The sequence below is a fragment of the Ruegeria sp. CH11 genome, assembly GCF_056537105.1.
Window position 1 is genome coordinate 85,161 of the sequence record NZ_JBQFQX010000002.1, and the last position, 26,381, is coordinate 111,541.

General features: G+C 57.6%; 32 protein-coding genes. 14 read left to right on the plus strand and 18 right to left on the minus strand.

The annotated features are described in order from the left end of the window. Positions 1-2: 2 nt before the first annotated feature. A complete protein-coding gene (locus ACR0LX_RS04285; RefSeq protein WP_480570652.1) occupies positions 3-890 on the plus strand; it encodes an ABC transporter permease in 888 nt (295 codons plus the stop codon). Further along, entirely contained in the window at positions 887-1,693 is an 807-nt protein-coding gene (locus ACR0LX_RS04290; RefSeq protein WP_480782700.1) for an ABC transporter permease, read from the plus strand. The genes ACR0LX_RS04285 and ACR0LX_RS04290 overlap by 4 nt, the downstream gene beginning before the upstream one ends. Here ACR0LX_RS04290 and ACR0LX_RS04295 read toward each other — a convergent pair. Continuing rightward, positions 1,690-2,499, minus strand: coding sequence for a M90 family metallopeptidase (locus ACR0LX_RS04295; RefSeq protein ID WP_480782701.1), 810 nt, complete (start codon positions 2,497-2,499; stop codon positions 1,690-1,692). The two genes, ACR0LX_RS04290 and ACR0LX_RS04295, sit on opposite strands and share 4 nt — an antisense overlap. A gap of 202 nt (positions 2,500-2,701) precedes the next feature. Between ACR0LX_RS04295 and ACR0LX_RS04300 the strand changes: the two genes are divergently transcribed. Next, positions 2,702-3,916, plus strand: a complete 1,215-nt coding sequence (locus tag ACR0LX_RS04300) for a DegT/DnrJ/EryC1/StrS family aminotransferase (RefSeq protein ID WP_480782702.1) — start codon at positions 2,702-2,704, stop codon at positions 3,914-3,916. A 3-nt stretch (positions 3,917-3,919) separates the two neighbouring features. On the opposite strand, the gene ACR0LX_RS04305 is transcribed toward ACR0LX_RS04300, so the two are convergent. The 4 genes from ACR0LX_RS04305 to ACR0LX_RS04320 form a co-directional block, all read right to left on the minus strand. After that, entirely contained in the window at positions 3,920-4,681 is a 762-nt protein-coding gene (locus tag ACR0LX_RS04305) for a trypsin-like serine peptidase (RefSeq protein ID WP_480782703.1), read from the minus strand. Positions 4,682-4,689: 8 nt separating this feature from the next. Further along, positions 4,690-5,244, minus strand: coding sequence for a polyhydroxyalkanoate synthesis repressor PhaR (phaR, locus tag ACR0LX_RS04310; protein ID WP_480782704.1), 555 nt, complete (start codon positions 5,242-5,244; stop codon positions 4,690-4,692). A gap of 135 nt (positions 5,245-5,379) precedes the next feature. After that, positions 5,380-5,826 carry a phasin family protein gene (locus ACR0LX_RS04315; protein WP_480570670.1) on the minus strand — a complete coding sequence of 149 codons (447 nt, stop codon included), beginning with the start codon at positions 5,824-5,826 and terminating at the stop codon, positions 5,380-5,382. Between the two features lie 131 nt (positions 5,827-5,957). Next, positions 5,958-7,760, minus strand: coding sequence for a PHA/PHB synthase family protein (locus ACR0LX_RS04320; RefSeq protein WP_480782705.1), 1,803 nt, complete (start codon positions 7,758-7,760; stop codon positions 5,958-5,960). A 111-nt stretch (positions 7,761-7,871) separates the two neighbouring features. On the opposite strand from ACR0LX_RS04320, the gene phaZ reads away from it, so the two are divergent. Further along, positions 7,872-9,143, plus strand: a complete 1,272-nt coding sequence (phaZ, locus tag ACR0LX_RS04325) for a polyhydroxyalkanoate depolymerase (protein WP_480782706.1) — start codon at positions 7,872-7,874, stop codon at positions 9,141-9,143. A gap of 5 nt (positions 9,144-9,148) precedes the next feature. Further along, positions 9,149-9,733 carry a DUF6151 family protein gene (locus ACR0LX_RS04330; RefSeq protein ID WP_480782707.1) on the plus strand — a complete coding sequence of 195 codons (585 nt, stop codon included), beginning with the start codon at positions 9,149-9,151 and terminating at the stop codon, positions 9,731-9,733. Here ACR0LX_RS04330 and ACR0LX_RS04335 read toward each other — a convergent pair. The 4 genes from ACR0LX_RS04335 to ACR0LX_RS04350 form a co-directional block, all read right to left on the minus strand. Beyond that, entirely contained in the window at positions 9,730-10,440 is a 711-nt protein-coding gene (locus tag ACR0LX_RS04335) for an alpha/beta fold hydrolase (protein WP_480782708.1), read from the minus strand. The genes ACR0LX_RS04330 and ACR0LX_RS04335 overlap by 4 nt on opposite strands. A gap of 83 nt (positions 10,441-10,523) precedes the next feature. Next, positions 10,524-11,138, minus strand: a complete 615-nt coding sequence (locus tag ACR0LX_RS04340) for a hypothetical protein (RefSeq protein WP_480782901.1) — start codon at positions 11,136-11,138, stop codon at positions 10,524-10,526. Between the two features lie 25 nt (positions 11,139-11,163). Further along, positions 11,164-12,144 carry an alpha/beta hydrolase gene (locus ACR0LX_RS04345; RefSeq protein ID WP_480782709.1) on the minus strand — a complete coding sequence of 327 codons (981 nt, stop codon included), beginning with the start codon at positions 12,142-12,144 and terminating at the stop codon, positions 11,164-11,166. Next, positions 12,144-12,893: an alpha/beta hydrolase gene (locus tag ACR0LX_RS04350; RefSeq protein ID WP_480782710.1), complete on the minus strand. Its 750-nt coding sequence runs from the start codon at positions 12,891-12,893 to the stop codon at positions 12,144-12,146. The genes ACR0LX_RS04345 and ACR0LX_RS04350 overlap by 1 nt, the downstream gene beginning before the upstream one ends. 211 nt (positions 12,894-13,104) lie before the next feature. On the opposite strand from ACR0LX_RS04350, the gene thrS reads away from it, so the two are divergent. The 5 genes from thrS (at position 13,105) to ACR0LX_RS04375 (ending at position 17,783) form a co-directional block, all read left to right on the plus strand. Continuing rightward, entirely contained in the window at positions 13,105-15,063 is a 1,959-nt protein-coding gene (gene thrS / locus ACR0LX_RS04355) for a threonine--tRNA ligase (RefSeq protein ID WP_480782711.1), read from the plus strand. A 221-nt stretch (positions 15,064-15,284) separates the two neighbouring features. Further along, positions 15,285-15,572: a BufA1 family periplasmic bufferin-type metallophore gene (locus ACR0LX_RS04360; RefSeq protein WP_039531480.1), complete on the plus strand. Its 288-nt coding sequence runs from the start codon at positions 15,285-15,287 to the stop codon at positions 15,570-15,572. Between the two features lie 71 nt (positions 15,573-15,643). Further along, entirely contained in the window at positions 15,644-16,501 is an 858-nt protein-coding gene (gene bufB / locus ACR0LX_RS04365; protein ID WP_480782712.1) for an MNIO family bufferin maturase, read from the plus strand. Beyond that, complete coding sequence (locus ACR0LX_RS04370) at positions 16,498-17,259, plus strand: HvfC/BufC N-terminal domain-containing protein (protein WP_480782713.1); 762 nt, start codon at positions 16,498-16,500, stop codon at positions 17,257-17,259. Before bufB ends, ACR0LX_RS04370 begins: the two co-directional genes overlap by 4 nt. Further along, complete coding sequence (locus tag ACR0LX_RS04375; protein WP_480570699.1) at positions 17,256-17,783, plus strand: hypothetical protein; 528 nt, start codon at positions 17,256-17,258, stop codon at positions 17,781-17,783. The genes ACR0LX_RS04370 and ACR0LX_RS04375 overlap by 4 nt, the downstream gene beginning before the upstream one ends. A 1-nt stretch (position 17,784) precedes the next feature. On the opposite strand, the gene ACR0LX_RS04380 is transcribed toward ACR0LX_RS04375, so the two are convergent. Together ACR0LX_RS04380 and ACR0LX_RS04385 are read right to left on the minus strand one after the other, a co-directional pair. Continuing rightward, the gene (locus ACR0LX_RS04380; RefSeq protein ID WP_480570702.1) at positions 17,785-18,153 is read right to left on the minus strand and encodes a hypothetical protein; all 369 of its coding nucleotides are present in this window, start codon (positions 18,151-18,153) and stop codon (positions 17,785-17,787) included. Between the two features lie 41 nt (positions 18,154-18,194). After that, positions 18,195-18,512: an ArsC/Spx/MgsR family protein gene (locus ACR0LX_RS04385; RefSeq protein WP_480782714.1), complete on the minus strand. Its 318-nt coding sequence runs from the start codon at positions 18,510-18,512 to the stop codon at positions 18,195-18,197. Positions 18,513-18,725: 213 nt separating this feature from the next. On the opposite strand from ACR0LX_RS04385, the gene ACR0LX_RS04390 reads away from it, so the two are divergent. Next, the gene (locus tag ACR0LX_RS04390) at positions 18,726-18,932 is read left to right on the plus strand and encodes a cold-shock protein (protein ID WP_008758035.1); all 207 of its coding nucleotides are present in this window, start codon (positions 18,726-18,728) and stop codon (positions 18,930-18,932) included. A 76-nt stretch (positions 18,933-19,008) separates the two neighbouring features. Here the strand turns inward: ACR0LX_RS04390 and ACR0LX_RS04395 are convergent, their stop codons facing one another. Beyond that, on the minus strand, positions 19,009-19,317 hold the full coding sequence (locus tag ACR0LX_RS04395; protein ID WP_480782715.1) for a hypothetical protein: 309 nt from the start codon (positions 19,315-19,317) through the stop codon (positions 19,009-19,011). A gap of 53 nt (positions 19,318-19,370) precedes the next feature. Then, positions 19,371-20,282 carry an FAD-dependent thymidylate synthase gene (thyX, locus tag ACR0LX_RS04400; protein ID WP_480782716.1) on the minus strand — a complete coding sequence of 304 codons (912 nt, stop codon included), beginning with the start codon at positions 20,280-20,282 and terminating at the stop codon, positions 19,371-19,373. A gap of 177 nt (positions 20,283-20,459) precedes the next feature. Here thyX and ACR0LX_RS04405 point away from each other — a divergent pair, with 177 nt between their 5' ends. Continuing rightward, positions 20,460-20,888 carry a VOC family protein gene (locus ACR0LX_RS04405; RefSeq protein WP_480782717.1) on the plus strand — a complete coding sequence of 143 codons (429 nt, stop codon included), beginning with the start codon at positions 20,460-20,462 and terminating at the stop codon, positions 20,886-20,888. A gap of 40 nt (positions 20,889-20,928) precedes the next feature. On the opposite strand, the gene ACR0LX_RS04410 is transcribed toward ACR0LX_RS04405, so the two are convergent. The 3 genes from ACR0LX_RS04410 to ACR0LX_RS04420 all read right to left on the minus strand — a co-directional run bounded on the left by ACR0LX_RS04410 (position 20,929) and on the right by ACR0LX_RS04420 (position 22,150). After that, on the minus strand, positions 20,929-21,426 hold the full coding sequence (locus ACR0LX_RS04410) for a MarR family winged helix-turn-helix transcriptional regulator (RefSeq protein ID WP_480782718.1): 498 nt from the start codon (positions 21,424-21,426) through the stop codon (positions 20,929-20,931). Positions 21,427-21,503: 77 nt separating this feature from the next. After that, positions 21,504-21,761, minus strand: coding sequence for an FAD assembly factor SdhE (locus tag ACR0LX_RS04415; RefSeq protein WP_480782719.1), 258 nt, complete (start codon positions 21,759-21,761; stop codon positions 21,504-21,506). Then, positions 21,758-22,150, minus strand: a complete 393-nt coding sequence (locus ACR0LX_RS04420) for a helix-turn-helix domain-containing protein (protein WP_480570722.1) — start codon at positions 22,148-22,150, stop codon at positions 21,758-21,760. Before ACR0LX_RS04420 ends, ACR0LX_RS04415 begins: the two co-directional genes overlap by 4 nt. 91 nt (positions 22,151-22,241) lie before the next feature. Here ACR0LX_RS04420 and ACR0LX_RS04425 point away from each other — a divergent pair, with 91 nt between their 5' ends. Both ACR0LX_RS04425 and ACR0LX_RS04430 read left to right on the plus strand, forming a co-directional pair. Then, positions 22,242-23,444, plus strand: coding sequence for a pyridoxal phosphate-dependent aminotransferase (locus ACR0LX_RS04425; RefSeq protein ID WP_480782720.1), 1,203 nt, complete (start codon positions 22,242-22,244; stop codon positions 23,442-23,444). A gap of 16 nt (positions 23,445-23,460) precedes the next feature. Then, positions 23,461-23,862, plus strand: a complete 402-nt coding sequence (locus tag ACR0LX_RS04430; protein WP_480782721.1) for a hypothetical protein — start codon at positions 23,461-23,463, stop codon at positions 23,860-23,862. Between the two features lie 6 nt (positions 23,863-23,868). Here ACR0LX_RS04430 and ACR0LX_RS04435 read toward each other — a convergent pair whose 3' ends face one another. Next, complete coding sequence (locus ACR0LX_RS04435; RefSeq protein WP_480782722.1) at positions 23,869-25,221, minus strand: MATE family efflux transporter; 1,353 nt, start codon at positions 25,219-25,221, stop codon at positions 23,869-23,871. Positions 25,222-25,363: 142 nt separating this feature from the next. Next, a complete protein-coding gene (gene ppk2 / locus ACR0LX_RS04440) occupies positions 25,364-26,293 on the minus strand; it encodes a polyphosphate kinase 2 (RefSeq protein WP_480782723.1) in 930 nt (309 codons plus the stop codon). Positions 26,294-26,381 lie beyond the last annotated feature (88 nt).

The window sequence follows — 26,381 nt, forward strand, 5'->3', positions numbered from 1 at the left end:
TAATGTTCTCATACTGCGCTGATCCCGACACGCTGGGCACGTTCCGCTGGTTCTCGTGCTATCTGACCAATGGCGTCCACTGGTCATTCTATCTGTCTTTCCTCAAGGTTCTGGGCCTCCTGGCCGTCACCGCGCCAGTGGCGCTCGGCTTTGGGTTTGCAGGGGCAATGGCTGCCCGGTCGCATTTCCCGCCGCTTAGCTGGCTGGGCAAAACCTATATTGCAATCGTGCGCGGCGTGCCCGATATCGCCTTTTTCCTGTTCTTCGTGATTGCCCTTGATCAGGGCTTTGAATGGCTGCGCCATAAGGTGCTCTGCCCTGACTGGACCGATCCTGTCCGTCAAGGCAATGATTTCATCGTCTGTCAGGCGGCCAAGCTGCCATTGGGAACCTCGCCGGAATGGGTGCATGAAACCTATGGCTTCTTCCTTGCGGTTATCACCTTCTCGATCGTCTTTGGGGCTTTTGCCGCCAACGTCCTGTTCGGCGGCATGCGCGCGGTTCCCCATGCGCAGCTGGAAACGGCCGAGGCCTACGGCATGACCCGCCGCCAGACCTTCTGGCGTATTCTTGTGCCGCAGATGTGGGTCTATGCTCTGCCCGGCCTGTCAAACCTTTGGATGGTGCTTATCAAGGCCACGCCGCTGCTGTTCCTATTGGGGATCGAAGACATCGTCTATTGGGCGCGCGAACTGGGCGGCACCAAAACCTCGCGCTTCACCGACTATCCCCATGGCGACTGGCGTATGTGGTATTTCCTGGCTTTGCTGATCTTCTACCTCGGCATGACCCGCGTGTCCGAGATCGGTCTTGAGAAACTGATGCGCCGCCTGTCCCACGGTCAGGCCACTTCGGGCGGAGAGCTTTTGCGCAAGGAGACCACCGCATGAGCTGCCTCCAGACGATTCAGGATTACGGCCTACGGTCGCTTGGCTATGGCGAACGCCTGCTGCCGAAAACTGACTTTACCCTGTGCGAGCATTTCACGCTGATCGGCTCGGGCATGATCTGGAATATCTATTTCGGCATCATGGCAATGGTCACCGGCTTCTTTCTGGCCACCGCGCTGGCAGTCGGAAAGGCGTCGACGAACAAATGGCTGCGCAAACCGTCCGAGTGGTTCATCTTCCTGTTCCGCGGGTCGCCGCTCTTTATCCAGTTCTTCTTCGCCTATTTCTTCTTCCTGTCGTTGAAGAAACCCTATCCGATGTTCGACGCCTTCACCTCGGCCTGGCTGGGGGCGCTGATCGTTCTGTTCCTGAACACCTCGGCCTATTCGGGCGAGATCTTCTATGGCGCGCTGCGGTCCATCCCCAAAGGCGATATCGAGGCAGCCGATGCCTATGGCATGACCGGCTGGTCGCGGTTCCGTCGGATCGTCTGGCCAACGATGCTGCGCCTGGCCTGGCCCGCCTACACGAATGAGGCGATCTTTGTTTTCCAGTCGACGACTCTGGTGTTTTTCTCGGCCTTTCCGGCCTGGCAGCAACGGGGCGACGCGCTGTACTATGCCAGCTATTTCGCTGACAAGACGTTCAACCCATTTGTTCCCTACCCGATTCTGGCGTTCTACTTCATCCTGCTGACGCTGGTGATTGTCTGGGGCTTCGGTATGATCAACAAACGCCTGAACCGTCACTTGCCCGCTGAACGCAAAGCAAAAATGCGGTTCCGGCTAAATCTGGCGCGCTAAGTCCAGTCGACCGGGTTCAGACGGAACAGTTTCGAAAGCTGGTCATAAACTTCGGGCACCTCGTGTTTCAACGCCCGAGGACGTTCAAAGAACACCTCGACCGAAACCGCAAAGAACTCTTCGTGTCCGGTCGCGCCGTAGGGGTCGATGACTGTATGCCTGCCATGTTCAACAGCCTGAACATGCGCGTCATAGGCTGTTAGAAACACCCGCTCCCACTCGGCAAAACTCTGCCCTTCGCTTAGGATCGGTACTCCGTTCGTGCCACCGGACAGGTCGTCAATCTGATGTGCGAATTCGTGGAACACCACGTTCTGGCCGTCGTGATCGTTCAAGGCCCCCTGTTCGCTGTGCGCCCATGACAGTATGACGGGCCCCCGATCCCAGCTTTCGCCCGTGCGCACGATTTCTTTTTCGGTCACCACATAGCCCGAGCGCCTTTGCTGCCGGGATTTGAACGCGTTCGGGTAGATCAGCACGGTCGTCAGATTGTCATACCAGAGGTCGCTGTTGACGATCAGCAAGCAAGCCTGTGCAGCAATGGAAAGCTGCATCTCTTCAGTGACTTCCAAACCGTCGCAGCCGTAAAACTCGACCTGATCGAGAAACAGGTTCACCTTGCCGTCCAGTTTGGCTCTCAGGTCGGCAGGCAGCTTGCGCAGGATTGGCACACTTGTTTCGATGATCCCGCGCTCCCGGTCCGTCAAAGGCGTTGACAGCAGGCGCGACCGGGTTTGCGATCTGGACCAAAACCGGTAACCCAGATACCCGGCGCCCAGCAAAATGATGGCAATTAGAATGTACATGCTGAGACCCTAGGCGAACCCCGCCCGGCATGGAATTCAATAGTCGGAATTTCTTGTTCATAGAAACATCGCGCGTTCGGGTCAGACAGATTTCCGAATTTGCGACAGTTTGGTGAAATTTCGCCCAGGTGCTGAAACAGGGCTTGGCTTGTTTGGCGGCTGGCTTTATATATTCCAAATATAAAATTCGGGAAAACCAAATATGACGCTTCCTCCAAACGTTCATGACGCCGAACCCATCCCCGCAGCAGCCCGTGACGCCATTGATGCCCTGATGCAGTCAGGTGACCTGTTTCGCTACACCGCGCCGCAGGATGCACCGGTCGCCTTGCTCGAGGCAGAATTTGCCGAGCTGTTGGGCTCAAAATACGCGCTGGCGGTTTCATCCTGCTCGGCGGCTTTGTTCCTGTCGCTCAAAGCACTTGGTCTGCCGCGCGACGCCCGTGTTCTGATCCCCGGCTTTACCTTTGCTGCGGTGCCGTCCTCGATCGTGCACGCCGACTGCATTCCGGTGCTGTGCGAGGTCGGATCGAACTATCGCATCGACATGGCAGATTTTGAGGCCAAGCTGGACGGTGTTCAGGCCGTGATCATCAGCCACATGCGCGGCCATACGTCTGACATGGACGCGATCATGGAACTGTGCGACGGACGCAATATCCCGGTGATCGAAGACGCGGCTCATTCGCTGGGCACCACATGGCATGGTCGCAATATCGGTACCATCGGCAAAGTGGGCTGCTTCTCGTTCCAGTCCTACAAGATGATCAATGCCGGCGAAGGCGGCATCATGATCACCGACGACGCCGATCTGATCGCGCGTGCCGTGATCATGTCTGGCGCGTATGAGCACAACTGGAAGAAACACAAAGGACCGCATGGTGACAATTCGCCAGAGTTGGAGCGGGCATTCGGAAAGTGGCAAAACCAGTTGCCTCTGTACAATCTGCGCATGAGCAATCTGAGCGCAGCTGTCATCCGCCCTCAGATCCCCGAACTTGCCCGCCGGGTGCGGGACGGATTGGCCAATCACGACTATGTTGCGGATCGCCTGAACGGATCGCCTCATATCGATGTCCCGGACCCGCTTGCCCCCGAGCAGCGCGCGCCCGATTCGATCCAGTTCAATCTGGTCGGTATGGATGAGGCCGATATCCGGTCCTTCGCTGCTGCCGCCGAAGGGCGTGGGGTCAAGGTACAGGTCTTTGGTCTGAGCGAGGACAATGCCCGTGCGTTTTGGAACTGGCAGTTCCTGCCAGAGCAGGTCGAGCTGCCGAACACCCGGGCGATGCTGATGAACGCTTGCGATGTACGCTTACCCGTGCGTCTGACCCGCGAAGAACTGGACGTGATCGCGGATATTCTGCTGGCCTCGGTTGCCGAAGTGACCGGCCCCTTGCCGGTTTACGGCACCTGAAAACTACCGTTCACTTAGATCGAATAGTTCCGTCGAAAGAAACATCGCGTTGATCCCCTCAGGGGTCGGCGCGATGCGTGACAGAATAGCCGCCACCGCCGGTCCAGTTCCCGTCTGAACCAAAAGCGGAGCGCCGGAATCGCCCATCATAACCGGGCAAATAGCGCTGATCAGGTCGGTCGACAGGGGTTCGGGCATGCAGGGCGGCGTGCGGCTTAACACATGCGATCGCAAACCCGGATAGCCCGCAACAAATGCCGGTTCGCCATCTGGCCGTAATATCGGCAGATACCCGACCTCCTGCCCAATCGGCTCCTGCAGTTCGAGAACTGCCCAGTCTCTGCTCGCCCGATTGTCAAACCGATTGCCCTGCCCCTGATCCGCAGCCACCCGGTAGGATTGGACCGCCGAGAACGCAGCGTATTCACCGCGCTGATACCCGGCGGCAAAGCGCAGGCTCGTAGGTGGAACCCATCGTTTGCGCGCATCGTTGTACAAGCAGTGTGCTGCGGTCAGAACAAGCCTGTCCGATACCAGAACACCAGTGCAATGAGATCGTCGGCTGTGACCGGCAAAATTCACCCGGCCAATGGCCCGCCAGGGTGCTGCTGACGCGTCAAGGATGTCGCGAGCCCTTATGTCTTCGCATCCCGCCGCCGCGTTACTGCCCATCGTACAAACGGGTTCCCAAACCGTCGAGAACTGACCCTGTGCTGACGCTGTCGCCGACCAAAGCGACGCGGCAATCAGGGCCAGGACCCGCATGGTATTCTTCAGCTCAGCTTGGACAGCTTCTGCTGCAACTCGGCCAGTTGTTTCTTGATGTCGTCCAGGTCTTCCTTGGGCTCAGCCTTTTCTTCGGCCTCGTCGTCCGGGCCGGACCAGTTGCCGGATAAGCCGCCTGTCATGGCCTTCAAAAATGCCCGCTGCTGCGCCTGCATCGCATCAAACCCCGGCATCTGAGACATCGGGTTAATCGCATTCATGTTTTCCATCATCTTGTTCTGGCTTTCCCGCAGCATCTCGAACGAGCTTTGCAGGAACTGCGGCATCATCCCACCGCCGGGCACCATATAGCTGCGCACCAGATCATTCAGCACGTTGACCGGCAGTACGTTTTCGCCCCGGCTTTCGTGCTCGGCGATGATTTGCAGCAGGTATTGCCGTGTCAGGTCGTCGCCCGATTTCAGGTCGATGATCTGAACCTCGCGCCCGTCACGGATGAACCGGGCGATGTCTTCAAGCGTGACATAGTCGCTGGTTTCGGTGTTATACAGCCTGCGGCTGGCATACCGTTTTATCAACAGCGGTTTTTCGTCTTCTGCCACCGTTTACCCTCCCCAAGGATGATGCATTGCGGCAGAGATTATGCGAGTGCAGAACAAAAAGAAAGGGCAGGTCAAAAGACCTGCCCAATGCGATGGCACCCGGTGGGAGGAACAGGTGCGGATCGCGGACTTACCTTATTTGGCAGTTGCTGCTTTCTTGGCGGCAGCAGTCACGTCGTTGGTGGCTTTTTTGACGGCTGCGGTTGCGTCTTCTGCAGCGTCTTTGCCAGCCGCCATCAGCAGCTCAACGGTTTCGGTCTGAACTTTTTTCGCGATTTCAGCGAAAGCAGCCAGGTTTTCAGCAGCAACTTCGGCCGACGCGCTTGCGAAGTCGGTTGCGGCTTTTGCATAGTCGGCAGGCTCTGCCTTTGCTTTCGAGATTTCGTTCAGCTTGGCCAGGGTTTCCTTGGTCCATTTGTTCGAGATCTCAGCCGATTTCTCAGCTGCGTCCAGAGCAACGCCCGACAGCTTTTCGTTCAGCGAAGCGGTCGATTTGAATGCGTCTTCCAGAGCGGTCGTGTCAACCGGGAACGCGCCCATCATGTCTTTCAGGGTCGCGGTGAAGTCTTGGGTCTTTGCCATTGTTCTAATCCTCTTAGCTGGTCCGGGCCCACCCCGGGTTTCTTCAGCTTGAGGGCAATATGATTGCTGCGTCGCAGCATTACAAGTTTTTTCTTGCTGCACCGCAGAATAATTTTAGTTTCATTTTGAAATCAATCGGTTGCCTTGACCTGAACATAGGTTCCTGGTGCTGGTGCCAGCCGGGGATGGTCCGAATCGCCCGTATCACGTGCAGGTATTTGTTTGCCGGACCGCTTTTTTAACCAGGCTTCCCACATCGGCCACCATGACCCGTCGTGGAAATCAGCGGCCTTTAGCCAGCCATCTGCGTCCGACTTCATGTCTGGGTTGGTATAGTGGCCGTATTTCTTCTTGCTCGGCGGATTCACGATGCCGGCAATATGGCCTGATTCCGACACGACGAACGTTTTGGACTTTGCCCCCATCTGTTGCACGCCGCGGTAGCAATCTTTCCAGCGGGCGATGTGATCCGTCTCGCAGGTGATTGCCATTACCGGAACATCCACATCTTTGATGTGCAGCTTGTGCCCCAGCAGATCAAACCCGCCGCCGACAAAATCGTTGTTTTGACACAGGCCGCGCAGATATTGGATTGCCATTTTGCCCGGCAAGTTGGCTCCGTCACCGTTCCAGAACAACAGGTCGAACGCCGGCGGGGTTTCCCCCATCATGTAGCTGCGGATTGCGGGTGTATAAATCAGGTCACGTGAGCGCAGGAACGACATGGTCCGCCCCAGAATCCAAGCTTGCAGAATTCCGTCTTTGGCAATCTGCTGTTCGATGCCGTCGACAAAATCGTTCTGCAGGAAAGGTGTGAATTCGCCTTGCTCGCCAAAATCCGTCAGGGTCGTGAAAAAGGTTGCGGATTTGACCGACTTGTCACCCCTCTGTTTCAGCAACGACAACGTCAGGCTCAGAGTCGTGCCTGCGATGCAGTACCCGACCGCATTGACCTGCTTGACCTTGCAGATTTTCTTGGCCTCTTCGATTGCGGTTAGGAAACCTTCCTGAATATAGTCTTCCATCCCGACATCAGCGAAAGACGCATTGGGGTTGACCCAACTGACGACAAACAGGGTATAGCCCTGCTCGGTCACCCATTTGATCAGGCTGTTTTGCGCCTTGAGGTCCAGAATATAGAACTTGTTGATCCAGGGCGGGAACAAGACGATCGGTGCTTCGTGAACCGTTTCGGTCACCGGCTTGTATTGGATCAGTTCCATCATCCGGTTGCGGTACACGACATCGCCGGGCGTCGTGGCGATGTTACCGCCGATCTCAAAGGCTGAGTCATCTGCAAGTTTGACCACCAACTCGCCATCGTTGGCCTCAAGATCCGACACCAGGTTTTCAAGACCCCGGATCAGCGACTGGCCCTCGGTCTCGACCGCCTTTTCCAGCGCGTCGGGATTGGTCGCCAGGAAATTCGTCGGTGCCATCATGTCGACGATCTGCTGCGAGAAATACTTGAGCCGCTGCATATCTTTCTGATCCAGATCATCGACCGAGGCGACAGCCTGCTCGATTGCCTGCGCATTGGTCTGGTACTGCTGGCGGATAAAGCGAAAGTAGGGATTGGATTCCCACAGCGGATTGGCAAAGCGACGGTCGCGGGGGGCAGTATCGGCCTCGTCAACCTCGCCCTTGGTCAACGCTTGCTGCGCTTCGGCGAAGTTCATGACCGACTTTCCCCAGAACTCGATTTGCTGTTCCAGAAGTTTGGCGGGATTCTGCAAAGCTTCGGACCAATACGCCGTCGCTGCCTTTGCAAAAAGCTCTTGATTCGGGCCGTCCAACGCGGGGGTATGCGTCTTTTTTCCGGCCATAACCTCGATCAGGCGCTTCGACAGCACCTCGACCTTCTCCATATTTTCTTTAAGTCGTTCAATATGTTCGTCGGTCATTTCGGGCGTCTGGCCTTCACTAGTTGTCATTTTAACAATTCCCGCTTAACTTCGCTGCCATGCAGAATAACGTCGTGGGCGTCGGGGGGCAAAGCGACGAATGGTCCGAACTCTCAGGCTGACACTTAGGAGGCCCCTTTCATGCGCTACATGATGACCTACGACCTGATGGAAACCATTCGAAACACCAACCAATGGCTTGGTGCTACGGCTGGTGCCATCGCGTCCTACCCGCAGTTTTCGATGGTTCCGAACCCGGCCTTCAACTGGATGGCGGCCTGGGGCGAGGTAACCGAACGCACCTTTCAGCGCATGATCGTCAAGCCCGATTGGGGCATCCGCACCTTCACCTGCGAAGACGGCAAAGACCATCTTGTCGACATCACCACCGTGATCGAACGCCCGTTTGGCGATTTGGTGCATTTCCGCGTCAACGGACGCGAGGAACAGCCCCGCAAAGTGCTGCTTGTGGCGCCGATGTCCGGGCACTATGCGACCTTGTTGCGTTCGACCGTCAAAAGCCTGCTGGTCAATTGCGAGGTTTACATCACCGATTGGCATAACGCGCGTGACATCCCTGTGTCCGAGGGTAAGTTCGATGTCGAGGACTATACCCTATACCTTGTAGATTTCATGAAAGAATTGGGCCCTGATACACATGTTGTCGCCGTGTGCCAGCCGGTTCCGCTGACATTGGCCGCCACAGCCTATCTGGCCGAGGTTGAACCAAAGGCGCAACCCAGCACGCTGACATTGATTGGTGGACCTGTCGATCCGGACGCCACCCCGACCGAGGTTACCGATTTCGGCCGCCGCGTCACCATGGGGCAGTTGGAAGAAACCATGATCCAACGGGTCGGCTTCAAGTACAAAGGCGTCGGGCGCATGGTATATCCCGGTCTTCTGCAACTGGCCTCGTTCATGTCGATGAATGCAGAGCGCCACAGCAGTGCATTCTCGAACCAGATCCACCGCGTCATTCAGGGTGAAGCCTCGGACCATGACGCGCACAACCGGTTCTACGACGAATACCTCGCCGTGATGGACATGACTGCCGAATTCTACCTGTCGACGGTCGAGCGCATCTTCAAGAACCGCGAAATCGCCCGGAATGAGTTCGTTGTCGCCGGTCACAAGGTCGATATCGGCAAGATCACCGATGTTGCCGTCAAGACCGTCGAGGGGGCGAACGACGACATCTCGGCACCCGGTCAATGCATCGCAGCGCTGGATCTGTGCACCGGTCTGCCAGACAGCAAGAAGGCCAGCCATGTTGAACCCGGTGCCGGGCATTACGGCATCTTCGCAGGCCGCAGCTGGCGCGACAACATCCGTCCGCTTGTCATTGATTTCATGAACGAAAACAGCCGCAAACCGCGCCGCCGCGCGGCCAATAACAACAAGGTTGCCTGACGGGTATGGGCAAGGATCAGACAACTGACCTTGCCTTTTCCTGCACCTGCGGCGCAATTCAGGGTCGCATCACTGCAGCGGGCGTAAAATCAGGCACTCATGTGGAGTGTTATTGCCACGATTGCCGCGCTGCGCAGATTTACTTTCAACAACCCGATCCGGCCCCTGGCCCGGTCGACATTCTACAGACCACACCTGAAGATATCGTGTTCGACTCAGGGGGCGAGCATTTGGGGCTCATGCAGCTCAGCCCCAAGGGCATGCTGCGCTGGTATGCGACATGCTGCAACGCGCCGCTGGGCACAAGCACGCGGAGCCCGAAATTTCCCTTTATCGGTTTCATCACCAAACGCATGCGCAACCCCGAAAAACTCGGGCCGGTGCTGGTCCGTGGGTTTGTTCCCGGGCCAGAGGGCAAGCAATCCCATCACGGTCTGCGGCACGGCATTGTTGGACTGTTCTCGCGCGTCGCCAAGTCGCGCGTCTCTGGGCGCTGGAAGCAAACACCGTTTTTCGACCATGAAACCGGCGCGCCCGTTGCAACCCCCGTCATTCTGACCAAAGAACAGCGCGCAGCGCTCTACGACTAGCGAAAGCGCACCGGTATCTGCAACCAACCTTCGATCGCGTCGCACACGGCCTCGGGGGTTTCCAACGTTGGCAAATGCCCAGCATCGTCGAGCACGACCAGACTGGCGCCGGGGATCAACTCAGCCATGAACGCATGTTTTTTTGGCGGCGTCAGCGTGTCATGAGCGCCGCACAGGATCAGGGTGGGCGCGTTGATTCGGCGCAGAGTTCCCTGTTGATCCGGCCGTTTTTGTAGTACGCGCATCTGACGCACAAAGTGATCGGCGCCGAACTCTTTGGCCATGCGCAACACGTCGTTTAGAATTGGAATACGTTGGGGACCCGGTGCCAGAGTGTCCGACCCAACAGCCTTGCGCATTACGTCTTCAAGCCGCCCCGCCAATGCACCAATGATCAGGTCCTCTCGTCCAGCAGCCATATGGGGCGTATCCGCCTGCCCGTCAGTCGCAATCAGACCCAAACGCGTGATCCTGTCCGGTGCCCGCCGGATCAGTTCCAGAGCCACCATCCCGCCCAGCCCTTGGCCAGCCAAGGCAAAACGATGCGGCAGAACATCCAAAAGGCCCGAGGCGATCTCTTCCACCCGATCGCCTTCCAGCAAAGGTGCGATCATGACAGACCGGCTGCGCGACAAACGCTCGATCTGCGGGCGAAACAGCCGCGCGTCGCTCATGAGTCCGGGCAGCAGAACCAGCGGCTCGATCACGCTGAACCTCCGAAATCTGACGTCTCTTGCGTCCTTGTTACCTAGCAGGATGAGAGTTTTGCGCCCGATGGGCAAGGGAAAGTTCAGGGGTATTCAAGCCCTCGAAACTCCGGGAAATCCGCGTATCGGGCTTGCCGCAATTCCACCGCTTCGTCGGGCTCATCGCCCGGGCGCAGCAAACATCCGCGTGGTGCAATATAGCTGTCGATCCGGCGCAGAGGATTTGGCCGCCAAACAAGATTGAACGCACAGAGCTTGGGGAAAAACCAGATCTCGGAATAGTCCAGATGGTCGTGCATCCACCAGGCCAAATCCCGCCAGTCGCGCCCCTGTTCATACCTGTCTGCAAACCAGGGTACGACGATCGACGCGCCGGCGATCCTTGCATCACCCACACCCCGGTCCCAGATGTGGCATTCCAGCGGATTATCATTTCGCGCGCAGTTCAGCTTGTTTTCATTCCCGAACCGGTTCAGCGACGGCGAGCGATAGCCCGAGCGCACAGCGATGCGACCAAAGGTTTCTTCGAGCGGGTCCAGCAAGGTTTCGCAAAACACCCGGCCAGTCTCGATCGCGAGGTTCGGATTGTCGGGAATATTCTGCACCTGGTGGAAATTGCCGATCTCGGAATACAGAAAATCCCGCATGTAAAAGTGCCGGGACAGACGCACCCGTCCCAGGGTTTCAAGGCTCCACATGCTGGCCGGTTTACGCATCAGATCGCTACTCTATTCCTTGTTCAGCCAGCCATTCGAGTATTCCGGCAACCGTCGCATCGGTTTGCCCCGGCGACATCAATCGCCCGGCTACCACATGCGACGACGGATCGTCCCCCGGCCCCATCGTTACCAGATGAACCTCGGACGGCGCACCCCATGCTGCGGCGATCTCATGAGTCCGTTCGGGGCGCACAACTTGATCCTGATCGGAAAACCAGAACAGCGTCGGCACCCGCGCCTGCGAAAAGTCCAGTCCCAGCACCGCGTAGACCAGCGAGGACATCGGCACCACGGCTTCCCACGGATAGGTCAGGGTCCAGAACCTGCCCTGTTCCGGATTTGTGGCCGAGGCAGTCCGCTCCTGCCCCATCAGCATCGGCAACCAGATCCGGGCCCATGGCAATGTCGGCAGCCATTCTCCAGCGGTGTTCACGCCGAAATTCGGAGAGATCATGACCATCGCCGCAACCCCGTCACTCAGGTCAGGGTCGACAGCGGCGGCAGCAGCCAATGTTCCACCGGTCGAGGTTGATATGACGATCACACGATCCCCCACTGCGCGCGCCGCCGCCAGAGCCTCGGCCATATCACGCATCCACCCCGAAGCTGTCGCCTCGGCCATGGCTGCTCCGGTCCGGCCGTGACCCTGCAACCGGGTGTAGACCAGATTGGCCCCCAGCGCCTCGGCGATCCTGTCAGGTACGGGGCGGATTTCTTCTGAAGTGGCTGAAAACCCATGCACATACAGAACCGAGTACGGCGTCCGGCGCTCTTTGAAATCCGCCTGCCAGATCACTCGCTTCTGCACGCCGGGCCTAATATCGTCATAGGCGGATTCGACTGACTCGAAATAGACCTGCACGCCTTCGCCGAATTTACGAGGTTCGAAGGTCGGCTTCAGATCGACCTGCTCACGCGGGCCGAACAGGTAAACCAATGCCGCAAGCAATAGCACGGCCAGAATGATCCATCCCAGCACCCGCATCATTCAGTCCCGATGACGTCCAAAATCGCATCCTCGATCATCTCAAGACAGCACTCGTCTGAAAAGCGGTGATCGGCATCTTTGACCAGCAGCAGCCGCATATCGGGCCCGGCCGCGTGATCCAGCAGCCGTACCGCCGTTTCGGTCGACACCGCCGTATCGGCCGTGCCTTGCAGAAACCGAACCGGAAACGGCAGGTTCAGCGCGTCCCGCAACACCAGTTGCTGTCGCCCGTCTTCGATCAGATGCTTGGTGATGACATAGGGCTCCATATAGTCCGAAGGCAGCTCGACCGACTCAACAGTTTCCAGCGTTTCCTTCTGCTCATCACTGAACGACGCCCAGTACCCGTCTTCAGTAAAGTCCGGTGCGGCCGCGATCGTGACCATGCCCGCAATTCGTTCAGGAAGTGCCTTAGCCAACAACAGCGCTTGCCACCCCCCCATGGACGAGCCGACAACCACCAGTGGCCCGTCCGTCAGGTCAGAAACAGCCGCAATCGTGTCCTGATGCCAGTCGCCGATACTGCCTTCCTCGAATGTTCCTGAACTTTCCCCATGACCTGAGTAATCAAACCGCAGAAACGCCTGCCCGCGCGCCTGCGCCCAGGCCTCAAGATGAACTGCCTTGGTGCCTTCCATATCCGACTTCAGCCCACCCAGAAACACGATGGTCGGCGCCGCCCCCTTGCTTTTGTGATAAGCCAGCCGCCGCCCTTGTGGTGTTTCCAGAAAATCCGCCTCTGCCATGATCCCTCTCCGATTTTTTCCTACATCATGCACGACTGCCCAGCACTCGCAATTCCAACTTCATCTTTTCCGAAATACTCCCGGGAGCGCGAGGGGCAGCGCCCCTCGCTCCGACCCTTGACACAGACACCTCCACCTGCCACATGAGCCGAACACACATAACCCGCAACCGGGCGTTCAGTGGGCGCCAAACCGACGAGGAGAGCCAACCATGGCTTTGGACGCACAGTCAGTCTCCCTTACTTTTCCCGATGGCAATTCCCGATCCTACGACGCAGGCGTGACGCCCGCGCAGGTGGCTGCCGATATCTCGACCTCGCTCGCCAAAAAGGCGATCTCGGCCACTGTGAATGGCCAGCATTGGGACCTGCAATGGCCCATCGAGGCCGATGCGCAGATCGCGCTTCACACCATGAAGGACGAAGAGCAGGCGAACGAGTTGATCCGCCACGATCTGGCGCATGTGATGGCACGTGCGGTGCAGGAAATCTGGCCCGACACCAAGGTCACCATTGGCCCGGTGATCGAAAACGGCTGGTACTATGACTTTGACCGCGCCGAGCCCTTCACGCCCGAAGATCTGGGCAAGATCGAAAAAAAGATGAAGGAAATCATCAACAAACGCGATCCCGTGACCACCGAGGTCTGGGACCGTCAGCGCGCGATCGATTTCTATACCCGAAACAACGAGCCCTATAAGGTCGAGCTGATCGAGGCCATCCCCGGGGATGAACCGTTGCGCATGTATTGGCATGGCGACTGGCAGGATCTGTGCCGGGGACCTCATTTGCAGCATACCGGCCAATTGCCTGGTGACGCGTTCAAACTGATGTCCATCGCCGGTGCCTATTGGCGCGGCGACAGTGACCGCGCCATGCTACAACGCATCTACGGCGTGGCGTTTACCGGCAAGGAAAAACTCAAAGCGCACCTGCATATGCTGGAAGAAGCTGCCAAGCGCGACCACCGAAAACTGGGCCGTGAGATGGACCTGTTCCACATGCAAGAAGAGGCCCCCGGGCAGATCTTCTGGCATCCGAATGGATGGACTGTCTACACGCAGCTACAGGACTATATGCGTCGTCAGCAGCGCAAGGGCGGGTACGTTGAAGTCAACACGCCTCAGGTCGTAGACCGCAAGCTCTGGGAAGCCTCTGGGCACTGGGACAAGTATCAAGAAAACATGTTTATCGTCGAAGTTGACGAAGAACATGCGCGGGAAAAGGCAGTCAACGCCTTGAAACCGATGAACTGCCCCTGTCATGTGCAGATTTTCAACCAGGGTCTGAAATCTTATCGCGATCTGCCTCTGCGCATGGCCGAATTCGGGTCATGCAACCGGTACGAACCTTCGGGCGCGCTGCACGGCATCATGCGCGTACGCGGGTTTACCCAGGATGATGGCCATATCTTCTGCACCGAAGATCAAATCGAATCTGAAACTGCCGCGTTCATTCTGTTCCTGTCCGAGATTTACAAAGATCTCGGGTTCGAAAACTTCTCTGTCAAGTTCTCGGATCGCCCAGAAAAACGCTCGGGATCGGATGAGGTTTGGGACAAGGCCGAAGCTGCCTTGCTCAGCGCGACGCGTGCGGCTGGCATCGAGCCGGAACTCAATCCCGGTGAAGGGGCGTTCTACGGTCCGAAGCTTGAGTTTGTGCTGACCGACGCCATTGGCCGGGATTGGCAATGTGGTACGCATCAGGTGGACTTTGTCCTGCCCGAACGTCTGGACGCCTCGTACATTGGTGCTGATGGTGGCAAACACCGCCCGGTCATGCTGCATCGTGCAACGCTGGGTTCGTTTGAACGTTTCATCGGCATTCTGATCGAGGAACACGCTGGCAAACTGCCTTTCTGGCTGGCACCGCGCCAGGTCGTCGTCGCGTCGATCACGTCCGAGGCCGACGAGTACGTCGCCGAGGTCGTCGAAACGCTGCGCGCCGCAGGTGTCAGGGCCGAAGCTGATATTCGCAACGAGAAAATCAACTACAAGGTTCGCGAACATTCAGTTGGCAAAGTGCCGATCATTCTGGCCGTTGGTCATCGCGAAGTTGACGAGCGAACGGTCAGCGTTCGGCGACTGGGTGAGAAACAGACGCAGGTTCAATCGCTTGAGGCTGTAACAAATGAGCTGTCGCAGGCGGCGACCCCGCCCGACCTGTTGTAACATTCGGCAGCATATTGCCTGCGATCCGGCCCCGAGAAAGGGGCCGGATTGAAACATTTTCTAATTTTCAATTCAAAAACAGTTTGTTACCCTTCAAGGGGCCATGACGGTCTTTGACGGGGTTGTGAGACACGGGCTCGTGAATTCACCTGCCCGGGTTAAGCAACTACCTTGTCAATGTCACAAGCAGACATACGCAGTCATCAAAAGGGATTACCGAGATGTCGAACACCGCAAAAACCCTGGTTATCGCAAGCGCTGTCGCAGCAGCCGTATCGGGCGCCGCCACAACCGCCTCTGCACAAGCCAAAGAGAAATGCTATGGCGTTTCGCTGGCCGGTCAGAACGACTGTGCCGCAGGCCCCGGCACAACCTGCGCGGGCACATCGACCGTTGATTATCAGGGCAACGCCTGGACCCTGGTCGACGCAGGCACCTGTGCCGATATCGAACTGCCGGACAACCGCAAAGGCTCGCTCGAGCCGCTGGACCGCGACCTGCCGGCATAAGGTCGACCCAAAGAACTCATGGGGCGGGCATGATCGCCCGCCCCTTTTCTTCGTGATCAAGGAACTGCCAGATGTTGGATGATGCTCTGAGGTCGAACCGTTTGCCCGCCGCGCCCGGTGTCGGATACAAACCGCAGCATTTCACGCAGATTCTTGAGCACGCAAAACCTGTTGCATGGCTGGAAATTCACGCCGAGAACTACATGGGCGATGGCGGCAGGCCTTTGGCGCAGCTGCGCCACCTTTCCGAAAAATTCCCGATTTCCGTCCACGGTGTTGGCCTCTCGATTGGTGGCGAAACGCCGTTGGACCCCGATCACCTGGCCCGCCTGAAACATCTGGTGGGCTGGTTGAACCCTGCCAGTTTTTCCGAACATCTGGCTTGGTCGACCCATGACAGCCACTTTCTGAACGACTTGCTGCCCCTGGCCTATACCGACACCACACTGGCGCGGGTCTGTGATCATGTCGATCAGGTGCAAGAGGTGGTCGGGCGGCAAATGCTGCTGGAGAACCCATCCAGCTATCTGGCGTTCGAGGAAAGCACGTGGTCCGAACCTGATTTTCTGCGCGAAGTTGCGCGTCGCACTGGCTGTGGCCTGTTGCTGGATGTGAACAACGTCTTCGTCTCGGCCACCAATCTGCACTATGCGCCGCAAGGCTATATCGACGACTACCCGCTGGAACTGGTTAAGGAAATCCACCTTGGCGGACATGACGAAGACGAAGACGATCATGGCCAACCCTTGCTGATCGACAGCCACGGGCGTGAAGTTGTCGACCCGGTCTGGAGCCTACTGGACTACGTGCTGGCAAAGTCCGGTCCCAAACCCGTCCTGATCGAATGGGACACGGATGTCCCTGAATGGCCGACCCTGCGGGCCGAGGCTGACCGCGCACAAGCAGCGTTGGACAGGGTCCCAGCATGAGCGTTTCGCAGACCGATTTCCACGCGGCCTTGCTGGATGCCAGCCGCCCTGCCCCTGACGGGTTGCTGGATGCCGCGGACCAGCCTGCCGGGCGACGTTTCAGCGTCTACCGTAACAATGTGGCCGTTTCGCTGACGGAAGCGCTGCATCAGGCATTCCCGGTCATTGCCAAGCTTTTAGGACCGCAGAACATGGACGGTTTGGCCGGGATTTTTCTGCGTCAACATCCACCGTCCTCACCCCTGATGATGTTTTACGGGGAAGAATTCCCTGCGTTTTTGGCCGGTATGGAGCAGCTGTCTCATTTGGGTTATCTGCCGGATGTCGCACGGCTGGAGCTGGTGCTGCGTCGCGCCTACCACGCTGCTGATGAGACCCCGATCAGCCCCGATCAACTGGCCATCGCGCCCGAGGACCTGATGCAGGCGAAACTGACGCTTGCGCCTGCGGTCCAAATCATCTCTTCGGACTGGCCGATCCACTCGATCTGGCAATTCAACACGCAACCCGACGCCCCCAAACCGCAGGCCGGTGCGCAGGATGTTCTGGTCACGCGGCCCGAATTCGATCCGGCGGCCGATCTTCTACCTGCCGGAGGTGCTGTCTGGATCGGGTTGATCCAGCAGGGGCACACCATCGGGGCCGCGTTCGAAGCCACCTTGACCGATTCACCCGAATTTGACCTTGGACCCACTCTGGCGCTGCTTTTGCAAGGCAGTGCAATAACTTCCGTGACTATCGAAAGGCAGGAGACATGACCGCTCTGATCTCTTTACACAACAACACTCTGGGAAAACTAGAACTAACCTCGGGGTGGCTTACACCGACACTGGCCCGTCTGGTCTTTGCGGCAACCCTGCTGATCTATTATTGGAATTCCGCCACTACAAAGCTCGGCAGCGGGATCTTTGGCTTCCTGTTTCCTTCGGATGGCGCCTATGTACAGATTTTCCCCAAGGCGATGGAGGCTGTCAGCTATGACAGCTCGCAGCTTGGTGTATTTCACTGGGCCATCGCGGTTGCGGGAACATGGGCAGAGTTTTTGCTTCCCGCGCTGCTGCTTGTTGGGCTGTTCTCACGCCTTGCTGCACTGGGCATGATCGGCTTTATCTGGGTGCAGACGATTGTCGACGTCGCCGGCCATGGCGCGCAGTTGGGCAATTTTTTCACCGCCGCGCCCAATATTCTGGATCAGCGGACGATGTGGACATTCCTCATGCTTGTCATTGTGATCAATGGTGCAGGTCCGCTTTCACTTGACCGCATCCTGCGCGTGAAATGACCTAGAAATGTGCCTTGGGCTCGTCCGGTTTTCCAGCGGCCAGCCCAAGCACCCCAGCCACACCGGCGAAGGCGATCGGGAACATGGTAAAGACACCAAAGCCGAAGGCATAATACATGCCCGCCGCCGAGATGAGCAGCAGCACCCCGGCAACCAGAGCGCGCGCATGCGCCATCGCCCCACCAACAAGCGCCAGCAAGGGGGCCAGAATTGATGCAGTTTGAACCAGTTCAGGGTTGGTAACCTGTTCGGCAATGCCATCGATTTCACCGAAACGATCGATGAACTCGACAAAACCATAGCCGAAAAAACCGACGATCATTCCGACCAGCCCGGCGATGACGCCCAATATCATGGCTGCGTTACGCATTCATTCTTCTCCGAAGTTGCGGGCGTTACATATGTAGTCCGTCAGGCAACGCCAAGGCTCTTGCGTGTTTCTTCCGTCCAACCCAGATGCAACTGACCTTCCGTTTCGATCAACGGGCGCTTCATCAGAGTCGGATGATTGGCCAACAACTCGGGAACCGGGCGCGCACGCGTCTGCTCATCCAATCCTCGCCAGGTCGTTGAACGGGTATTGAGCAAAGCCTTGCCGAAATCGTCGAGCGCCCGCGTCATCACTTCGGCGGGTACGCCCTGCGCCCGGACGTCGACGAATTCAGCATTCGGAAGGCTTTTCAATGCCTTGCGGCAAGTGTCGCAAGTTTTCAACCCGTAAAGGCGCATGGTGGCGAAGCTCCTATAGTTTCTAAAAATTGGGCAAAAACTTTATCTTAGCCCGGTTGTTCTTGATTTTTTACTTCACCGTGCAATGTTGAAAAAGGTGAAACACGCAATTCGGGCCGTCTCGTTTGGGCGAAACAGTGATGTGTTGCGGTCGCGCCAACCACAGCCCCGCCAATTTGCGGGCGAACGTGAAAGAAGAAGGAGACACGGGAAATGCCAACTGGCACCGTGAAATGGTTTAATACCACCAAAGGCTATGGGTTTATCGCCCCCGATGAAGGCGGCAAAGACGTGTTTGTTCATATCTCAGCCGTTGAACGCTCGGGCCTGACCGGGCTCGCAGACAACCAGAAAGTCTCGTACGAATTGCAGGACGGACGCGACGGACGTCAAATGGCAGCTGATTTGAAGCCATTGTAACTGCTTATCCGTCATTGGCGGAGTATTTCAACGAAGGTTAACGGCCAGATTTCGGCCGTTGGCCATCGCCGTATCGCTATCCCCGTGCGGGATCTTTGGGGGTATGGGTAGACCAGTCTTCCCCCATCGCTACGATGCAGGATGTGCCTGTTGCATAGGTCACAACCATGGTCCAGCCCCCGGATCGGTTGGTCCAGACCTCCATGATCTGTTCCGGACCACGTACGCCCGTAGCAGAGCGTTGCGATCCGAACTGGCGCGTTAACTTGTCATGCAAAGCCTCCGTCGGCTCGCAAATCACCTCGGCAATCGGCGACTTTGCCTGCGCTGGCTGGGCCAGTGTCACGGCTAGGCCAATTGCAAGGGTACGCAAAGGGTCGGTCATGACCCTGTTGTAACAGACTCATGACAAAGCGTATAGACAAATGATATGCGCGATCAGGTCTCGCGGATCACCGCTTCAAACTCGCGCCACTCGCGCGCGGTCATCCCAGAGTTTTCCTGCGTGACGTTTTCTCCGACCAGCATCCGCCGCAAACAGCTCACCATCTGCGCAGACAGATTCACCGCGCCAAGTCGGTAGTCTTCGAAGGCGCGGTAGGCAAATGGCACCCAGTCGGCCGCAATTTTACACATGGTGTCGGCGTAAACGCGGATTTCATACTGCGCATGCGGGTCCGCGCGCAAACGCAGGAAGTGGAACAGATTGTGCAGGTCGACCTTCCAATACCACTGCGTGTAGATATTTGCCGGCAAGTTCATCCGCGCCAGTTCACGCGCCAAACCTTGCTGTCCGTCCTGCCCGATCATGGCCTCGTAATTGTCATAACACCGCGCGCTGTCCGCCTTGAGGATTTCCAGAACGCGCGCGGCCTCTTCCCCTTGCAAGGCATCCCCGCGCCCCTGATTGTTCACCTCGGATTGCGCGGCGACGTGTTCGGGGGCCGGGATATAGAATTCGCGGTCGAGTATGGAATACCGCGCGGAATATTCGTTCACATTGGCGGTGCGGTGGCGAATCCACTGCCGCGCCACGAAAACCGGCAGTTTGACGTGCAGTTTGATTTCGCACATTTCGAACGGCGTCGAATGCCAGTGCCGCATGAGGTAACGGATCAGACCCTCGTCATTCTGGACCGATTTCGTACCCTTACCATAGGACACCCGCGCCGCCTGACAGATTGCTGCGTCGTCGCCCATGTAGTCGATCACACGGACAAACCCGTGATCCAGAACCTGGTGCGCGGTGTACAGGTGGTCTTCCATACCTTGGGCGACAACCCGGCGCGTCGGAGTTGTCGACGTGCGTTGTTCTTCGATTTCGGCCAGTTGGTCGGACGACAGCGGCATGAAATGGTCCTTTCCAGAAATGAGTCGCCGACCACTATATATCGGCAACTTGCTCATCGGAACCGCAGGATGTGCTGTGATTTGCGTTATTTCGGATTTGTGTCTACCCGACCTCTCGACAGTTCGAGACTGCGCGCTAAGCTGCAGGAAATAACAATCAGCATAAGGAAAGCCACAATGGGGCTGAGATATCTTCACACCATGGTCCGCGTGAAGGACCTGGAAAAGTCGATGGCGTTCTACAAGCTACTCGGGCTTGAGGAAACGCGCCGTTACGAGAGCGAATCCGGCCGGTTCACATTGGTCTTCTTGACCCCGCCCGGGCAAAAGGACGCACCGATCGAATTGACGTATAATTGGGATGGCGATGACGCGCTGCCCAGTGACAGCCGCCATTTCGGACATCTGGCGTATGGCGTCGACGACATTTATGAAGTGTGCCAGTACCTTCAGGACAATGGCGTCGTGATCAATCGCCCCCCACGGGACGGGCGCATGGCCTTTGTCCGCTCACCCGACAATGTATCAATCGAACTGCTGCAAAATGGTGACGCGTTGGAACCGGCGGAGCCTTGGGCCAGTATGGGCAACACCGGCACCTGGTAAGCGATCCTGTTTGGGGTTGGCCGGTTCGGCCAATCCCGCCTCAGTAGATATATCGGATTTGGTCGGTCCAATACCGTTCGACGCGCCGCAGTGAACTTGTGATATCCTCGATCCCTTCGGGACCCAGCACACCTCGGCTTTGCAGTCCATCTGCGTGGCGCACGAACAAATCGGCGACGATATCACGGATTTCCCGGCCTCTCGGCGTCAGGCGTACACGGACCGAGCGTCTGTCGATCTCGCACCTCTGGTGGTGCATATAGCCCATTTCGACCAGTTTCTTGAGGTTATAGCTGACATTGCTGCCCTGATAGTATCCACGGCTTTTAAGTTCACCAGCGGTTACCTCGTGATCGCCGATATTGAACAAAAGCAGCGCCTGAACGGCGTTGATCTCAAGAACGCCGACCCGTTCGAACTCATCCTTGATGACGTCCAGAAGCAGCCGGTGCAAGCGCTCGACCAGGGCGAGCGCCTCAAGATAGCTGCCCATGAAACCCTTATTGCCCGGCGCCGAGACCTGCATTTCCATACTCATCCGACCCTCCGATTCAGTCGTCCTGTTTCAGGCAGGATGAGTGGAATTCCCCAAAATTCGGTTAAGCGAATTTTTCGTTATTTTTGAAAGGTCTGCGCGATATCTGCAATTAGGTCGGCAAATGGACCCGGTACAGCAACCTGCCCCGTCACCCATTGATAGAGGTCCTGATCGTTTTCGTGTAACAGCGCGTCAAAGACATCCAGCCCACTCGCATCCATCGCGTCCAGATTGCGATCTGCATAAGCCGACAGGATCAGGTCCATTTCTTTGATGCCGCGTCGCATCGCACGCATTTTCATACGTTTGATGCGAATATCTCTGGGTTCTGTCACGCGGATTGGTCCAGCATCAGGCGCAGCTTTTTCTCAAGGCGGGCAGCGCGTTCGGCGGTCGAGCGCATCTCGCCGCGGATCGAACGCAGTTCCGCTGCAAGGCTGGCCAGTTCCGGGGCTTCCTCGGCCCCATCAAAGGGGCCTTCCATCCCCTCGCCTTCACCCGTCAACAGCCACATGATCGAGACATTGACCATGCCGGCCAGCATCGACAGACGGTTCGCGCGTGGTTCGGACAGGTCGTTTTCCCAGCCGGCAATTGTGGATTTCTTGACGCCAAGACGCCGCGCCAGGTCGGATTGGGTCATTCCAGCCGCCTCGCGCGCACCGGCTAGCCGGTCTCCGAAGGTTGCTGCATCAGGTCCGAACCAGTCGTTCTCGTCGCTCATCAAAGTCTCCGAATCCATTCTCTCTTTGGCTTGATCGTCATTCGGGCGCACCCTATGACAGTCAGGCTGAACATACAAACCGAGGCCACCCATGAGTTTCCTGTCTGCGACATTGTCACGCGTAAAACCCTCGCCCACGATTGCGATGACGGCAAAGGCGGCTGAATTGAAGGCCGCCGGGCGCGATGTGATCGGCCTCAGCGCGGGTGAACCGGATTTTGATACACCGCAGAACATCAAGGATGCGGCGGTTGCCGCGATTGCCGCTGGCAAGACCAAATATACCGCACCCGATGGCATCCCCGAGTTGAAACAAGCCGCCTGCGCCAAGATGAAGCGCGATCATGGGCTGGACTATACGCCCGCTCAGATTTCGGTGGGCACCGGTGGCAAGCAGACGCTGTATAACGCGCTGATGGCCACCATGAACGACGGCGACGAGGTGGTAATCCCCGCGCCCTATTGGGTGAGCTATCCGGATATGGTTCTGCTGGCTGGCGGCACCCCGGTGGTGGTCGAAACCAAGCTGGAGAACAGCTTTAAACTGACCCCGGAACAGCTCGAAGCGGCGATTACGCCAAAGACGAAATGGTTCATCTTCAACTCGCCCTCGAACCCCACCGGAGCGGGGTACAGCCGCGCGGAGCTCAAGGCGCTGACCGACGTTCTGATGCGCCACCCCCAAGTCTGGATCATGTCGGACGACATGTACGAACATCTGGCCTATGACGGGTTCGAGTTCTGCACCCCGGCCGAGGTTGAACCAGGCCTTTATGACCGCACGCTGACCTGCAACGGCGTCTCCAAGGCCTATGCCATGACCGGCTGGCGGATCGGATACGCGGCGGGACCGGTTGAGATCATTGCTGCCATGCGTAAGATCCAGTCGCAGTCGACCTCGAACCCCTGTTCGGTCAGCCAATGGGCGGCGGTCGAAGCGCTGAACGGAACCCAGGCGTTTCTGGCGCCGAATAATGAGACGTTCAAACGGCGGCGCGACCTTGTGGTCGAAATGCTGAATGCCATCGATGGCATCACCTGCCCAACACCCGAAGGCGCGTTTTACGTCTACCCCTCGATCGCCGGTCTGATTGGCAAGACCACGCCTGCGGGTACTGTCATCGAAAACGACGAAGCTTTTGCCACCGCGTTGCTGGAAGAGGCCGACGTCGCCGTAGTCTTTGGCGCTGCTTTCGGGTTGTCACCGAATTTCCGCGTCAGCTATGCAACCTCGGACGAGGCGTTGACCGAGGCCTGCACCCGCATACAGCGTTTCTGCGCGGCGTTAACCTGATCGGAAGGAAGGGACAATGTCGGCAGAGTTGCCCGAGTATTATTTCCGTGTGCGCGAAAACGGTGCGGTCGTGTTCAGGATCGACACCGAAAACCGCCACCGGCGGATCGAAATGGATCAGATCGCGGTCATCAACATTCGCAATGGCGAAGTCAAACCGCACGGTCAACGCACGCTGTCAGACGCGGACAAGGCCGAGATCAATCGCTGGATAGACGAGCGCAAGACATTGCTGGCGCAGCGTGACATCGACGACATCCACCGCGCCGTCGATTATCTGAACCTGACAACGCAATGGGCGCAATCGAAGGCCACACCGGAACAGCTGGAAGACGTTACCGACCGCCTGCTGATGGCGATGCATGATCTAAGGTCGGTTCTGGTTCGAAAGAAAGCGGACCGCATGCGCGAGGGCTGACCGGGCTCACTCGGCCGGCACACCTACTGTGCGCACGGATCGCATCCAGAACCGTGCCATCAGCATCACTGAGGCACAGGCCAACCCAAGCACAAGCCCCAGCCAGATTCCGATCCCCTCCATGCCCTGCACGAAGCCAAAGTAGTACGAGGCCGGAATCCCGATCGCCCAGTAACTGAGGGCCGCCATGATCATCGGAATCTTGGCGTCCTGGAGCCCGCGTAACAGACCCAGTGCAATGACCTGCGCGCCATCAACCAACTGGAACAGCGCCGCCATCGCCAGCAACCCGGACCCGATGGCCAGAATCTGCGCTCGCTGCGGGTTGTCAGATTGCATGAACAGGGAAATCAAAGGCTCGGGGAAGACCAAAAACAGGGTGATCGTCACGAAGGAAATGATCAGTGACATGGCGGTCACCGCGATCGCACCTTTTTCGAGATGCGCCCGATCCCGCCGACCCAGCGCGTTGCCCGCCCGGATCGTCGCCGCGTTTGACAGGCCCAGATGCACCATGAATGCGGCCGAAGCGAGGTTCAGCGCGATGCCGTGCGCCGCCAAGGGCTCTTTCCCGATCCAGCCCATCATGAACGCCGAGGTCGCAAACAAGGAAACTTCGGCCAACAAGGTCAGACCGATGGGAACGCCAAGCTTCAGAACGCTGCTGAACATCTCCCAATCGGGACGCCAAAAGCGTTGAAACAAGCTGTGTTCGGGCAGCGCGCGTATCGCGTAGAACACGACGCAGATCAGCGAAACGAACTGCGTCGCCAGCGACGCTATGGCCGCGCCCATGACGCCCAGTTCCGGCGCGCCCCAGTTGCCGAAGATGAAGGCATAATTCGTCACGGCATTCACCAGCGCCGCCGCGACCGTGATCCACAGAACGATCTGCGTCCGCTCAAGTGCTGCGAGATAGGACTTCAGAACCATGACAAGCAACGCAGGAAAAAGCCCCCACCCTGCCACGCGCAGATACTGCGAGGCCGTTTGTGCGACGTCCGGCTCTTGCTGCAGCGCGATCAGAATAGGATGGGACCACCACAGCAACGGCATCATCACCGATGCGTAGATCAGCGACAGCCACAATCCCATACGGGTTGATCTGCGGATGCTGGTTTCGTTCTCTTCAGCGGCGGCAGTAGCGACCATCGGCATAACGGCCAAACCGAAACCCGCGCCAAACAGAAACAGCACAAAATAGTAGCTGGTGGCCAACGTCACAGCCGCCAACGCTTCGACACCGTACCAGCCCAGCATGACCGTATCGGTCAGGCCGATCGCGAACTGCGCCAGATGCCCACCGACCAACGGCAGGCCCAGCACGGCAATGGCGCGAAAATGGGCGGGATATGTCATCGTCTTGATCATCGCCCCAGCCTTATTCTCGGCAAGGGCGCGGGACAAGAGCGGATCAAGTGAATTTCAAAATGAGACTCACTTTTTTGTTGGCTGGCCGACGAGTTGGCCAGCAGCACGCGTTGCGTTGCGTGCTTTCATACTAATCCGAGCGCGCCTCGGGATGCAGAGCAGTTCCTAGAATGTGGTCCGATCGATGAATGACATGGTGCGCCTGACCTACGATCAGAGGATCGGGTTCACCAACGATTGCTTCGTCCTTGCCGGGATAATCGAGCGTCGACAGAAAATGGCGCATACAATTCAGGCGCGCGCGCTTTTTGTCATTCGATTTCACGATCGTCCAAGGTGCGTCTGCGGTGTCGGTATAAAAGAACATCGCTTCTTTCGCTTCGGTATAGTCCTCCCACTTGTCAAGACTGGCCTTGTCGATGGGTGAGAGCTTCCACTGCTTCAGCGGATCGGTTTCGCGGCTTGTGAACCTGCGCTGCTGCTCAGGCTGGGTGACGGAAAACCAATATTTGTAAAGCTGTATACCGGACCGCACGAGCATACGTTCAAGCTCGGGCGTCTGGCGCATGAATTCCAGATACTCATTCGGTGTACAGAACCCCATAACACGCTCGACACCCGCGCGGTTGTACCAAGACCGGTCGTAGAACACCATTTCCCCGACCGTTGGCAACTCTTGCACATAGCGCTGATAGTACCATTGCCCCTTTTCTTCCCAGGTAGGCTTGTTCAGTGCGACAACGCGTGCCTGGCGGGGGTTCAGATGCTCCATAAATCGCTTGATCGTGCCGCCTTTACCTGCCGCGTCGCGCCCTTCAAACAGCAACACGAACCGCTGGCCAGTCTCTTGCGCCCACAGCTGAACTTTCAGCAATTCCGCCTGCAGCTTGGCCTTCTGCGCCTCATAGTCCTTGCGCGCCAGCTTGCGATCATAGGGATATTTGCCACTCTCAAACGCCTGCCGGATTTTCTCGGGACTGGGCGATGGCACCTCGGCCGAGACCGGCGCTGCGGAATTGATCCGGGATGGGGTTTCTGTGGTGTTGGGCGCTGCATCCATGCGTTCATTCTCCTCGGGGTTGCCTTTGCGCCGAACTTTAACAGCCCCCTCGAATGCCCACCTTGATTGGTGTCAAATTGACTTATCT